Here is a 13063-nt window from a genome sequence, read left to right as displayed (position 1 = left end):
TAAAATACAAGTGTATATAATTAAAAAACATAATTTTAGGAGTACTTTAAAATGAAAATTGCAATTTTAGGTTTAGGAACAGTGGGTTCAGGAGTGGATAAAATCATTGCGAGTGCTCAAACTAACTTCGTTAAAAAAATAGAAGTAGCCGCTATTTTTGTGCGCCCTAATAAAGTCGACTTAGATCCCCGCATGACATCCAATTATGATGACATTTTAAACGATCCTTCCATCAAATTGGTTGTGGAAACCCTTGGTGGCTTAGAACCTTCCCATACCATGATTATTCAAGCACTGAAACACGGTAAAAGCGTTGTTACTGCTAACAAAGCTGTCGTGGCACGTCATATTCAAGAATTTACCCAATTAGCACGTGAAAATAACGTGAAGTTTTATTTTGAATCAGCCGTTGGTGGCGGAATTCCCTGGATTATTAATCTAGAACGGACTTTGCGAATTGATGAAATTGATTCTATTCACGGAATTTTCAACGGAACCAGTAACTTTATCTTGGATCAAATGACCAAAACCGGGGCATCCTTTGAAAGTATTCTTAAACAAGCACAAGCACTTGGATATGCCGAAGCTGATCCTAGTGCCGATATTGATGGGTATGATATTGAAAATAAATTATGTATTAGTGTTGATATTGCGTACGACACATTCGTCGAACCGGGCGACAACCTTCTCAAGTTTGGGATTCGGAATGTTACGGCCGAAGACATCGCCTACTTCAAGGAACACGGCTGGGTAGTTAAACTTCTCGGCCGTAGTTTCCGGAAAAATAATCGGTTTAGCTTTGTGATTGAGCCAACCTTATTTGCCCCCGGACAAATCGAAGCTGGTGTTCATGATAACTATAACTACGTAGGCTTACGGGGAACAACGATTGGTAAACTGACGTTTAATGGTCAAGGAGCTGGAATGTTCCCCACGGCGCACGCGTTAGTCCAAGATATTATTGACGTGGCGATTGACCAAGTTCATTTACCTCGGGACTTCCACCAAAAACTCCAACTCGATAATGCCACGAAGCGACGTGACTACATTGTCCGAACTAATGCTGATTTGGCTGAATTACTTCCCGACTACTCAGTCACTCAAGATGGCAACTACTGGTTAGTGAAAAACATTAACACAGCTCTTATCCACCAAACCATTGCTCAATTAGCTGGTCAACCTTTCTTAGCTTGTATCAATGGAGGCGCACAGAATGAAGGTCGCTAAATTTGGTGGAAGCTCAGTGGCGGATACCCAGCAGTTTCAAAAAGTTAAGCAAATTATTGAAAGTGATCCCGCACGCCAAGTCGTGGTGGTCAGAGCCATGGGAAAAGGGCCGCACAATCCCGTTAAATTAACTGATCAATTAATTGCCCTGACACAAGCTGAAAATGCGGATGCTTATCAAACTGAGTTTGCCAAAATCAAGCAACGGATTGAAAATCTAGTGAAAGAATTAAATTTACCCGTTTTTGTAAGTGAATTATTGACTCCCTTGGCAGCATTTAATCATCAACTAAGTCAGGCCGAAATGGTCGCAAAGGGTGAATTTATCACGGCAACTTTGCTGGGTGCTTACTTGGACTGGCCAATGCTAGATGCTGCAGACTTTGTCACGCTTACAGAACAAGGAATTGATTATCAAGCTTCGGCCACTAAACTAGCCAAATTACGTAAAAATAAAAATCATTTTATCGTCCCTGGTTTTTACGGGACTAATCAAGCCGGCGAAATCACTTTACTCCAACGAGGTGGTGGCGATACGTCTGGTGCTTTAGTTGCTAATTTACTGGAGGCCGATACCTACGAAAACTGGACTGACACTTCGGGAATTTTACAAGTTGATCCTCGCATTATTGATAACCCTCATCAAATTCAAGAATTATCCTTTGATGAGTTACAAGAACTTGCTTACCTAGGTGTGCAAGTCTTTAATTCCGAAGCCGTACAGCCGGTCAAAATGAAAGGGATTCCCATTCAAATTAAGAATACTAATCGACCTGCTGATCAAGGAACCCGAGTGGTTTTACACCGGCAACAACCAACAGAAATCACGGGGGTGGCTGGAAAAAAGAATCAAACGGTCATTACTTTAAAACAGTATCAACTTAACCAGCATTTAATCGAAATTTCTGGATTATTAAAGCAACTAAAACAACAACCCTACCATTTTGATTACTATCAATCTGGAACTGATCAAATTAACTTAGTATTGAGCAACATTAATACCAAACAACTTTGTGAGGTAGTTGATTTAATTCAAGCCGAAATCAAACTTGATTTAGAAATCCAAGTTCAATCGCAAGTCGCACTGGTCGCCATTGTCAGTGATGCCTTGAAGGTTCACCCTGCCATGACGGGGAAATTCATTGCTGATTTAGACGAAAGTGACATTAAAGTTAATTCCGTTTTTCAAGCTACTAATGACATTAAGGTTGTTTTTGGCGTGGCTAATCAGGATTATCAACGAACGATTGCGGAATTGTATAAACAGGCATAGCAAAAGCAGCTAACCTCTGAAATTAATCAGAAGTTAGCTGCTTTTTATCATTAACCTAAATATTCTTTAAATAATTTTTCGTAAATCTCAATAAAATCAAACCACATTTGCTCGGAAGCAGATTCGTTGGTTTGGTGCATTTTTAAAGGATTCCCTGGACCAAAGACCGCATAGTTAGCGCCTTTTAACTTATCTTTAAGGAGTTCAGAAGCATCCGTTCCCCCAGCCCCACTCAATACATCAAGCTTGTCATTAGAAAAAGGATTGAACCCTTGCTTAGCTTGCATTTCTTTTCCTTGTTGTTTTTCTAACGGCGTGTATTTTGTATCTTTCATGTAAGGAGTCGCAATTTTAATAATATCCTTAATTAAGTTTGATTTAGGATTTCCGACCACAGGTGGAATATTCATTAAAATTTCAATTTTAATTTCACCATCATGGCTTTGGTTAAATTCATCAATCACAGCTTGAACATCGGCCATCACTGCATCATTGGGATATTCAGGTACAATCCGCGTATTAATTTGTGCTTCCGCATTGGCTGGAATTGCATTAATTTGAATGCCACCTTGAAAAATATCAATCGCAAAAGTCGTTTTGCCTAAAATATTATCCGGGTTTTGCTCAGCACGAGCTTCAACTTTAGTTCTAATTAATTCTAAAGCATCCATCAGGTTTTGAATGGCATTAATCCCAAAGTTAGGTCGTGAACTGTGAGCCGCTTTCCCCTGTGCCGTAATCTTGAAGTCAACTTCACCCTTATTGGCATAGACGGTCCGATAGCCAGTTGGCTCTGCAATTAAAAGGGTATCGGAATCGTGCATCGCTCCGTCAACATGTAATTGACGAGATCCGTGCATATTTGATTCTTCTCCAGCCGTTAAAACTAAGCGTAACGTTCCGTTTAAAGGAACCTCATCATCTTTAAGCATAATCATGGCAATTACTAAGGCAGCAGCGCCACCCTTCATGTCGGTCACACCACTTCCATACATTTGACCATTTTTTCGCACTAAAGTGAAAGGGTCTGTATTCCATTTTTCTACATCAACGGCCACCGTATCTAAATGACCACTAATCGTAAAAACTGGTTTTTGTCCGTTTCCAATTTCCGCAATTAAATTAGCTTCATGATTGCCTAAATTTTCAATTTCACTTTCAATACCGTGGTCTAACAATAAGTCTTGTAGATATTGGGCTTCGGCTAGTTCGTTACCTTCTGAGGTGTTAAAACTAACTAATTTTTCTAACACTGCTAACTTTTCTGCTTTATTCATTCATTTCACCTAACTAATGCTTATTTTTGTAACTTTTTGACCATCACTAAATCAGTCTGTGGATCATCACCTAAATTAAAGGTGTGGGTAGTCGTTTGTTTGAACCCAATCTCATGGTAAAAAGCTAATGCTTTATCGTTATCACACCACACTCCAAGCCAGAGGTACTCTGCATGCTTTTGGTTAGCGGTTGTCTCCGCAAAGGCTAATAACTTCCGACCAAGTCCCTGGCGTTTGAAAGCTGGTAAAACATATAATTTTTCAATTTCAACTGACTCACCATCATAAGTTTCCGTTTGAGCATCAGCAAAATTAAGTTTCATATAACCTGCCACTTTCCCTTCTTTCATTATAAAGTAAAAAGCACAGTTTGACTGGTCTAATTGAGTCGCAATTTGGGCTGGTGAATATGAATCCTTTAAGTAGTCAGTAATATTTTGATCAGCACTGGAACCACGATAGGTATCCCAAAAAGTATCGACAATCATTTTATGTAACTTTTGGACATTTTCGGGGGTGTTAGTAATCTTTTTAATTTCGGTATCCATTTTAAATTTATGACCTTTCAGTAGACGAATAAAGTTCGATTTTTATTAATATATACCAAAAAAGCAAGCAATGTCAATCGCTTTCCGATGACATTGCTTGCTTTAGTTATTTATGAAAGTTCGGGATTTTTGCATAAATTATCATGATTTGAAATCACTAGTTACTTTTAAATTTATTTTTCCAAAAATAATGTACTTCATCACTCGCAAAATCTAATGCTAAATCTACACTTTCCTAACTATCGTTTATAAATTTCAGTTGGGATTTATAAGTCACTTGAAAAAGTAATTGATTTTTGAAATCATCATTAATGGCTTCGTAATAAGGTAACCTGTCTGTCGAAAGCACCCTTTGTATAATTTTCTAACGATTCATCATTAACGTAGGCCACCACACAGAGTGCTTTATGATCGACAAACCAATTCCCGCCAACATACCATTCATCAGCTAAAATATCTTCACAATTACTTTCGATAAATTGAGTATCTGCTTGTAAAGCTAAACTGTGATAGTTAAATTTTTCGGATAAATTAGGTCGCAAGATGTATTATTTCTCGATGTTATATCGTTCGTTTTCGGACCTGATTAGTTTAGTGGCTGCTTTGGTTACATCAATTAAAGTGAAATCGATTAGTTGACCATCGGCTTCAATCCAGAGATTGGTGCATGGTAGGTTTAGGATTTGAATATTATTTATGACTCCTATAAAAAATATATATTCAATCAATTTATTTAAAATGTCACTTATAGTATGTAGACTCGTTTTAATAAGTCTCTCATACTCTACATTATTATGGATAATTTGTTATTATTAGGAAAAACATCCGAAAATATCGGGACAAACAAAGTATAACCCAAGAAAAACTTGCTGAATTATGTAATATTCATCGAACATATATTTCAGAGGTAGAACTTGGAAAACGAAATATTAGTATTAAAAATTTGATTAAAATTTTTAATGACCTAAATGTCTCCATTACTGTTTTAGTAAAGGACATAGACAATAATAAAAATAACTAAAAGTTTGTGGCTAAACACTAGGAGGATTTAAATTGGACTCAAAAATAAATAATTTAATTATTGGTGAATCATATTCTAATCAACAAATAATGGATACATTTCAGGTTGCTAATAGTGGTGGTATAAGAGCTTCAACTAAAACAAATACTATAGTTGTATTTACTTCTCATTACTTAGCTAGTAAAAATGATATTTCTTACCAAGATCAATGGATAGATGGTATTCTTCATTATACTGGACAAGGAAAAAAAGGTAATCAAACGTTAACTCATAACAACAAGAGTTTAGCTAATGCAAAGCATGATGAAAAAGAAATTCATCTTTTTGAATCTTTTGATAAAGGGAAAAATATTTATCGTGGAATAGTTGAATTAAAAGAAAAACCTTATAAGATTAATGAATTAGACTTTAATAGTGAAGAACGTACCGTTTATAAATTTCCTCTGGCTTTAGTGAGCAATAGCTCTGTATTATATCAAAAAATTGTAGCACAATTCGATCAAAAAAGATCTCTTAAAGTTGCTAAAGCATCTAAACAAGATATTGAATGTTTAGCTAAAGAAGCCAGTAGATATAATGAAGAAATCTATCAACATACTAAATCTAATGAAAGTTTTTATCAAAAAACAGTTACAAAAACATTTAGTCGAGACCCATATATTGCAGCATACGTTAAAGATCTGGCGAATGGTATTTGTGTGCTTTGTGAAAAAAATGCTCCATTTAAAGATAAACATGGAAATCCCTTTCTTCATTCGCATCACATTAATTACCTATCACAAGGTGGAAAAGATGTTATCGATAATTGTATTGTTGTTTGTCCTAACTGCCATGCCAAAATACATACATTAAAATTATCAAAAGATAAAGAAAAATTATTAGAAAAAGTCAAAAATCGAAAATAATTTAATACGCCAAAAAGGCCGACATCCGCAGATATCGACCTTTTCTTCTACCTAAATTTAAGCAGTTTTCTTACTATCATCAAAAATAGTGTAATTACGATGGTCCAAGTAACGCGCACCAACTGGAGTGGCATAAAGCTTAACGCCATCTTTTTGAAACATCTCCAAAGCTGAGATGCGTTCCATCAAAGCTTTGGCACTCGTTTCGTTTAAGTCTTGATTGGCGTAGTTGAATTTCATGGTCCGGACTTTGTGTTCCTCTGATTTAAAAACAAATTCTAAAATTTTCATGTGGTATTCTCCTCTTATTCAGCAATTACGCTAGCAGTATTAACAACGATTTTTTCTAAAGCATCTCCTGATAAATCAGACAATATCGTACCAAATTTGGTAATTTGCTCATCGGACACATTCTCAACTAAGTTAGAACAGTTAACTTTCCGTCCTTTGAGATGGGCTTCCCAAATCATGGTGAATGTTGCCGTAGTTCTTAACCAATTCTTTTTCATGTTTTTTCTCCTCTTGTGAGTAATTTATAGTTTGTAATCAGTTGGCCAACCCTTACATAGATTAGTAACGAATTAGCGGGCTGGTGTGTTACCCCAAATTGAAATATTTTAAAAATAAAACTTACGAAAAAAATCAATTTGTGATAGATTAATCATTGTGCTTAATAAAGGAGATATAAAAATGCCACATAATTTTAAAGAAGACCTCTTATTCACTGGTTTAATGGCCGGCATGATGGTTTTCGTCATGGAAGCTTATAACATTGCCCTGAATGACGCGATTTCAAATGGTTTTATCACCAAAGTTTTACTTGGTTAAACAATTGCTTTGTTAACTGCAGCTCTGTTTGATCTCTGTCTGGTAGGCCCTATTGCCAAGGAAATCTTTTTCAAATTCATTTTCAGTCCAAAAATGGAAGAAAACCCGATTTGGATTGCCCTAGGAATTTCAACCTTAATGGTACTTGGAATGGTTTCTTGCATGTCAGTGTTTGGAATTGTAATTGAAAATGGTTGGTCTGCCCTTAACTTAGGGTTATTTGTAACCACTTGGCTCAAAAACTTGATTGTTGCTCTCCCACTTCAAATTATCATTGTGGGACCGTTTGCAAGATTGCTCTTGACTAAGTTTCAACAGGTTCATGCAGAAAAATAATTTAAATGAATACTCAAAAAGCGATCAAATCCATCGAGATTTGGTCGCTTTTATTATGCTTATTTAATTATTAGCTCCGAGAAAATACCGTGATGCTCTCAACGTGTGGTGTTTGTGGAAATTGATCAACTGGTTGAACCGGTTGGTTAATCTTGTAGCCACCTTCTTCAAGTAACTTAGCGTCACGAACTAACGTAGCTGGGTTACATGAGACATAGACTAAACGTTCTGGTTTCATCTTTAGAACCGTTTCAATGAAACTTTCATCCATTCCCTTACGAGGAGGATCAACAACAATCACATCTGGTTTGATGCCATCTTCAGCCCATTGTTTCATTTGCTTTTCAGCTTTACCAACCACGAAAGTTGCGTTATCAATGTGGTTTAACTTAGCATTGGTTCTGGCATCTTCAATTGCTTCTTTAACCACATCCACTCCGTAAACGTGTTTAACATTGGGTGCCATGGCTAAGGAAATCGTTCCAATTCCACAGTAAGCATCAATTACGATGTCATCCTTAGTTAACTTCGCTTTTTCAATTGCTAATTTGTAGAGCTTTTCGGTTTGGAAAGGGTTCACTTGGTAAAATGACAATGGTGAAATCATAAATTTCGTGCCCATTAATTGATCCATGATGTAGTTTTTACCTTCCAACATGAAGTTCTTGTCACCCATCAATTTGTTACCTTTACCAGTGTTAATGTTCAACATTAAACTGTCTAAGTTCGGTAATTTTTCCATAATGTCATGCGTAATTTCTTGGGCATGAGGTAAATCACGACCATTAATGACAATCACAATCATCATTTCATGACTGTAAAAACCGTAACGGACCATGATATTTCGAATTAAGCCTTCATGCGTAACTTCGTTATAAGCAGCAAGATTATATTTCCGTAAAACGTCTCGAACTACGACAATGGCTTTATCAATTTCGGGATTTTGGATGTAGAAATCTTCAATTGGAATCAAGTCATGACTGTGACGACGATAAAAACCAGTTTCTAAGCGATTATTAATCATGCGCACTGGAATTTGGGCTTTATTCCGATATTGCATGGGTTTTTCCATCCCAATTGTTGGATTAACTTCCACGTCTAGATGTTCTTTTTTGAACATCTCAGCAACTTGGTGTTGCTTGAATTCCAGCTGCTTATCATAACTTAAATGTTGCAATGGAGCAATTCCAGCTTGAGTATACCGTTTATCAACGGCTTCCACCCGATTTGGACTTTGCTTCAAAATTTTCTCTAACTTAGCAAACGCAAAGTTGCGTTTTACTTTTAAAATTTTAATTTTTACTTCTTCACCTGGAAGAGCATCCTCGATAAAAATGGGGAAATGTTCGCCAACTTTAGCAACCCCCATTCCTTCGTAAGTTAAATCCGTAACGGACACCGTTAATTCTTCGTTTTTGGTTACTGGTGCATCAATTTTTTTACTCATTTTTTCTCCCTAATAAAAAGTTTTGTCGAAATTTCCGACAAAACTCGTAAGTTTATTATTGGTCAGTTAGTTTTTTATTTTTTAGATTGGCAAAGATTTGGATATGTTGTTTTAAATTAGTAAACTTCATGGGAGCATCTCCCCCAAATTCACCATCTAAATTAATGGGCATTTTACGATCCGTTTTGGGTACAATAGAGAAATTTTGGGTTTTTTTATAAACAATTCGTTTATCATCAATATGCCGTCCGCCATTTAAAGCTTTGGTAATCAATTGTAAAACTTCAAAAACATTTCCGGTTTTGACAATAATCATGGTGAAATTTCCGTCATTCAGCGAGGCATCCGGCACTAATTGTTCCAAGCCACCAACGGAATTCGTCATTGCAAGGAAAAACATCAATGCCTTACCTTTATATTCCCCACCATCATACTGAGCTTCAATTTCAACTGGATGACTGCTAGGCAACATTTCAACGGCTTTCAACATATATGCCATGTATCCAAAAATCGTTTTTAAGTCCGATGGCACACCATAGGTCAATTCAGTTAACCGGCCCCCAGCAGCAATATTAATGAAATAATGCGTTTCTTTTTCATTATATGCTTTACCAACATCCATTGGCATTAATTCTCCATTAAGCATAACTTTAGCAGCTTCCACAAAATCATCACGCGGAATCCCTAGAGCCCTAGCAAAATCATTGGTAGTTCCAGCAGGAATAATTCCTAATTTAGGGCGTTCGGCTAAAGGAGCAATCCCATTAATGACATCATTAATGGTTCCATCTCCCCCAGCTGCCACAATTAAATCAAAACCTTCTTTGGCAACACGAGTCGCTTCGTCTCTAGCAGAATGTGGTTGAGGTGTAGTAGCAAAAGTACTAGTTTCATAACCACCATTTTCTAGGACATTCAAAATATCAACCAACTTGGGTTTAAGAGTCTCCCTCCCCGAACTTGGATTGTAAATTATACGCGCTCGCTTTACCATCGTTACACCACTTTCTCTACTTATTTAATGATTCCATCAAAAGCTTGTTAACAATTGATGGGTTTGCTTTTCCTTGCGTTTTTTTCATAATTTGACCAATTAAAAAGCCAACTGCTCGATCCTTACCATTGTTAAAATCTTCAATTGATTGAGGATTTGCAACAAGAACTTCATCAATAATTGGTTGAAGCTTAGCAGGATCAGACAACTGTACCAACCCTTTTTCTTCAACAAATTGTTTAGGATCTTTGCCATCCGTAATGGCTTTGAAGACCTTTTTAGCCATCTTAGTTGAAATGGTCTTATCCATAATCATTTTAATCATGGTTGCTAAAGCCTCTGGTGTGATTTTAGTATCTGCTAAATCTACTTGATGATCGTTTAGATAAGCATTTACATCCCCTTGGAGATAATTAGAAGCCATTTTAGGATCACTGCCAAGTTCAATTAATTTGTCAAAGAAGTCTGACATTTCTTTGGTTTGAGTAAGCACCATGGCGTCGTATTCTGTAAGACCCATATCCTTTACATAACGTTGCCGACGACTTTCTGGCATTTCAGGAAGTGCTGCTCTAAGTTCGTCAATCCATTCATCTGAAATATCAAGGCTAGGAAGATCAGGTTCTGGGAAATAACGATAATCGTCTTTCCCTTCTTTAACCCGCATCAAGTAAGTTTTTCCATTTAATTCGTCGTAACGCCGAGTTTCAGCACCAATTGTTCCACCAGACATTAAAACTTGAGCCTGACGAGCTTCTTCATAAGCTAGAGCTTTCCGCACATAGTTAAAAGAATTCAAGTTTTTAAGTTCGATCTTTTGACCTAACTTATCGCTACCAACTGGACGAAGAGAAATATTACAATCAACCCGCATTGACCCTTCTTCCATTTTAACATCAGAAATTCCAGTGAATTGAATTCGTTCCCGAAGTCCTTCCAAATAATCATAGGCTTCTTGAGGACTCGTCATCTCTGGTTTAGAAACAATTTCAATCAAGGGAGTCCCCTGACGGTTTAAATCAACGTAAGAATAATTTTTCCCGTGCGTATTTTTCCCTGCATCTTCTTCCACATGCATTTCTTCAATTCCAATTTTTTTCTTCCCATTTGCGGTTTTAACTTCAATCCAGCCATTAGTAGCTGCGGGAATGTCATTTTCGGTAACTTGATATCCCTTTGGATTATCAGGATAGAAGTAGTTCTTCCGATCAAAATGAGGATGACGAGAAATGTCTGCGTGTAAAGCAAGAGCAGCAGTAATACCATTAGCAATCACTTGCTTGTTAACCATTGGCAAAGTTCCTGGATAACCCCAGTCAATAACGTTAGTGTTGGCATTTGCTTCAGCACCATACTTAACGGGAGAAGGACTAAAAATTTTTGAATTAGTTTTTAATTCAACGTGAACTTCTAGACCGATAGTAGTTTCAAAATTCATAATATTTCCTCCTATAATTCTGGCGTTTGTTTGTGGAAGTCAGTATTTTGTTCAAAAGCATATCCAGCCCGGTAAATAGTTTTTTCATCAAATGGACGGCCAATCAATTGAAGTCCAATTGGAAGTCCATTACTAAATCCTGCTGGAAGTGACATTCCGGGTAGTCCTGCTAAGTTCACTGGAATAGTTAAGGCATCGTTAACGTACATTTCCATTGGATCAGATGATTCTTCCCCAATTTTAAAGGCCGTACTAGTAGCAGTGGGGGTCATAATTAAGTCATAGTCTTGGAAAACCTTTTGGAAATCATTGATAATCTTAGTTCTAACTTTGGCAGCTTGCTTGAAGTATTTATCAAATGAGCCAGCTGAAAGGGAGAAAGTTCCAATCATAATCCGCCGTTTAACTTCATCACCAAAACCTTCTGAACGCGTTTTAACGTAGACATCTTCTAAATTAGTCACATCCGGTGCACGGAAACCATACCGAATTCCATCAAACCGTTCTAAATTAGATGATGCTTCTGAAGAAGCTAACACATAGTATGCCATTACTCCATACTTAGTATTAGGAAGCGAAACTTCTTCAACCGTAGCACCTAATGATTTGTAAGTTTCAGCGGCCTTTAGAATTGCATCCTTAATTTCTGGTTTAACCCCTTCGCCTAAAAATTCTTTAGGTAAAGCAATCTTCAAGTCCTTTACTCCTTGATCAATGTCCTTTGTAAAGTCAGGAACTTCTTTAAGTGAGGAGGTTGCATCCCGTTCGTCATGTCCAGCAATAATATTTAGCATGTGGGCGTTATCTTTAACCGTCCGAGTAAATGGTCCAATTTGATCAAAGCTAGAACCAAACGCAATTAATCCCCAACGTGATACTCGACCATAAGTTGGTTTCATTCCAACCACTCCAGTAAAAGATGCTGGTTGGCGAATTGAACCACCAGTATCGGAACCTAAACTAGCAAGGACTTGTCCTGCTGAAACGGTTGCTGCTGATCCACCTGACGAACCACCAGGAACTGTGTCTAAATTCCAAGGGTTACGAGTCGTAGCAAAGGCTGAATTTTCTGTAGAACTACCCATGGCAAATTCATCCATGTTCGTTTTTCCCACCAAAACTGCACCAGCAGCTTTTAATTTTTCCACAACCGTAGCATCAAAAATTGAAGTAAAGTTTTCCAACATTTTTGAAGCCGCTGTAGTCCGCATTGTCTTGGTAACTAAGTTATCTTTTAAGGCCACTGGAATCCCTGAAAGAATCTGATCTGGGTCAATTCCCGCTTTATCAATCGCTTGTGCTTGCTCAAGTGCTTGATCATTAATCGTTAAGTAAGCTTGGACAGACTCATTTTGAGCTTTAATTTTTTCAATCGTTTGTTTAGTTAACTCTTCAGAAGTAATTTCTCCATTCACCAACTGGTTGTGAAGCGTCTCTAAATCAGTATCAAAATAGTTCATTATTTGTCCTCACTTTCGTCAATAATGGTAGGAACTCGGATTAATCCATCCGCAGTTTCCGGTGCATTGGCTAATAATGCATCACGTTGACCCCAATTATCAGCCACATCCGGACGCAAAACATTAATTCGGTCAGTTACTGAATAAGTTGGTTCAATTCCTTCAGTGTCAACCGTATCGAGTTCATCTAACATATTCAACATATCGTTTAATTGTTCTGTAAACTTAGGTAATTGTGCCTCAGTTAGCTTTAATTTAGCTAGACCAGCAATGTGTTGAGTAGTTGCTTCATTTACTTTTTCTGTCATA

Annotated in this window: 16 protein-coding genes; 6 read left to right on the top strand and 10 right to left on the bottom strand. The window is 37.1% G+C overall.

Going from position 1 to position 13063, the window contains the following annotated elements; translation table 11 throughout:
• The first annotated feature begins 51 nt into the window (after positions 1-51).
• Together AC0GLY_RS01720 and AC0GLY_RS01715 are read left to right on the top strand one after the other, a co-directional pair.
• A complete protein-coding gene (locus tag AC0GLY_RS01720; RefSeq protein WP_496611844.1) occupies positions 52-1227 on the top strand; it encodes a homoserine dehydrogenase in 1176 nt (391 codons plus the stop codon).
• The gene (locus AC0GLY_RS01715; protein ID WP_496611843.1) at positions 1214-2500 is read left to right on the top strand and encodes an aspartate kinase; all 1287 of its coding nucleotides are present in this window, start codon (positions 1214-1216) and stop codon (positions 2498-2500) included. The genes AC0GLY_RS01720 and AC0GLY_RS01715 overlap by 14 nt, the downstream gene beginning before the upstream one ends.
• 50 nt (positions 2501-2550) lie before the next feature.
• Here AC0GLY_RS01715 and AC0GLY_RS01710 read toward each other — a convergent pair whose 3' ends face one another.
• The 3 genes from AC0GLY_RS01710 to AC0GLY_RS01700 all read right to left on the bottom strand — a co-directional run bounded on the left by AC0GLY_RS01710 (position 2551) and on the right by AC0GLY_RS01700 (position 4867).
• A complete protein-coding gene (locus AC0GLY_RS01710) occupies positions 2551-3777 on the bottom strand; it encodes an ArgE/DapE family deacylase (protein ID WP_496611842.1) in 1227 nt (408 codons plus the stop codon).
• Between the two features lie 20 nt (positions 3778-3797).
• Entirely contained in the window at positions 3798-4325 is a 528-nt protein-coding gene (locus AC0GLY_RS01705; protein WP_496611841.1) for a GNAT family N-acetyltransferase, read from the bottom strand.
• 308 nt (positions 4326-4633) lie between these two features.
• The gene (locus AC0GLY_RS01700; RefSeq protein ID WP_496611840.1) at positions 4634-4867 is read right to left on the bottom strand and encodes a hypothetical protein; all 234 of its coding nucleotides are present in this window, start codon (positions 4865-4867) and stop codon (positions 4634-4636) included.
• Positions 4868-5133: 266 nt separating this feature from the next.
• On the opposite strand from AC0GLY_RS01700, the gene AC0GLY_RS01695 reads away from it, so the two are divergent.
• Positions 5134-5346, top strand: coding sequence for a helix-turn-helix domain-containing protein (locus AC0GLY_RS01695; protein WP_496612226.1), 213 nt, complete (start codon positions 5134-5136; stop codon positions 5344-5346).
• 32 nt (positions 5347-5378) lie between these two features.
• Complete coding sequence (locus AC0GLY_RS01690) at positions 5379-6251, top strand: HNH endonuclease (protein WP_496611839.1); 873 nt, start codon at positions 5379-5381, stop codon at positions 6249-6251.
• 57 nt (positions 6252-6308) lie between these two features.
• On the opposite strand, the gene AC0GLY_RS01685 is transcribed toward AC0GLY_RS01690, so the two are convergent.
• Positions 6309-6542, bottom strand: a complete 234-nt coding sequence (locus AC0GLY_RS01685; RefSeq protein WP_496611838.1) for a DUF2922 domain-containing protein — start codon at positions 6540-6542, stop codon at positions 6309-6311.
• Positions 6543-6556: 14 nt separating this feature from the next.
• Positions 6557-6760: a DUF1659 domain-containing protein gene (locus tag AC0GLY_RS01680; protein ID WP_496611837.1), complete on the bottom strand. Its 204-nt coding sequence runs from the start codon at positions 6758-6760 to the stop codon at positions 6557-6559.
• A gap of 181 nt (positions 6761-6941) precedes the next feature.
• Here AC0GLY_RS01680 and AC0GLY_RS01675 point away from each other — a divergent pair, with 181 nt between their 5' ends.
• Positions 6942-7079: a DUF2798 domain-containing protein gene (locus AC0GLY_RS01675; protein WP_496611836.1), complete on the top strand. Its 138-nt coding sequence runs from the start codon at positions 6942-6944 to the stop codon at positions 7077-7079.
• Positions 7080-7172: 93 nt separating this feature from the next.
• The gene (locus AC0GLY_RS01670) at positions 7173-7415 is read left to right on the top strand and encodes a DUF2798 domain-containing protein (protein WP_496611835.1); all 243 of its coding nucleotides are present in this window, start codon (positions 7173-7175) and stop codon (positions 7413-7415) included.
• 70 nt (positions 7416-7485) lie between these two features.
• Here AC0GLY_RS01670 and rlmD read toward each other — a convergent pair whose 3' ends face one another.
• From rlmD to gatC, 5 genes are read right to left on the bottom strand one after another with little or no spacing between them, the layout of a single operon-like run.
• Complete coding sequence (gene rlmD / locus AC0GLY_RS01665) at positions 7486-8862, bottom strand: 23S rRNA (uracil(1939)-C(5))-methyltransferase RlmD (protein WP_496611834.1); 1377 nt, start codon at positions 8860-8862, stop codon at positions 7486-7488.
• Between the two features lie 55 nt (positions 8863-8917).
• Positions 8918-9856 carry a diacylglycerol kinase gene (locus tag AC0GLY_RS01660; protein ID WP_496611833.1) on the bottom strand — a complete coding sequence of 313 codons (939 nt, stop codon included), beginning with the start codon at positions 9854-9856 and terminating at the stop codon, positions 8918-8920.
• 16 nt (positions 9857-9872) lie between these two features.
• Positions 9873-11294 (bottom strand): Asp-tRNA(Asn)/Glu-tRNA(Gln) amidotransferase subunit GatB, encoded by a 1422-nt coding sequence (gatB, locus tag AC0GLY_RS01655; RefSeq protein ID WP_496611832.1) that lies wholly within the window; start codon positions 11292-11294, stop codon positions 9873-9875.
• Positions 11295-11305: 11 nt separating this feature from the next.
• Positions 11306-12754, bottom strand: coding sequence for an Asp-tRNA(Asn)/Glu-tRNA(Gln) amidotransferase subunit GatA (gatA, locus tag AC0GLY_RS01650; RefSeq protein WP_496611831.1), 1449 nt, complete (start codon positions 12752-12754; stop codon positions 11306-11308).
• Positions 12754-13062, bottom strand: a complete 309-nt coding sequence (gene gatC / locus AC0GLY_RS01645; RefSeq protein WP_496611830.1) for an Asp-tRNA(Asn)/Glu-tRNA(Gln) amidotransferase subunit GatC — start codon at positions 13060-13062, stop codon at positions 12754-12756. The genes gatA and gatC overlap by 1 nt, the downstream gene beginning before the upstream one ends.
• Between the last annotated feature and the right edge of the window lies 1 nt (position 13063).

The sequence above is a fragment of the Fructilactobacillus sp. YLN 2507 genome (assembly GCF_059614085.1).
Note: the sequence above shows the minus strand (reverse complement) of the source record. Positions and strands in the feature narration are given on the sequence as shown.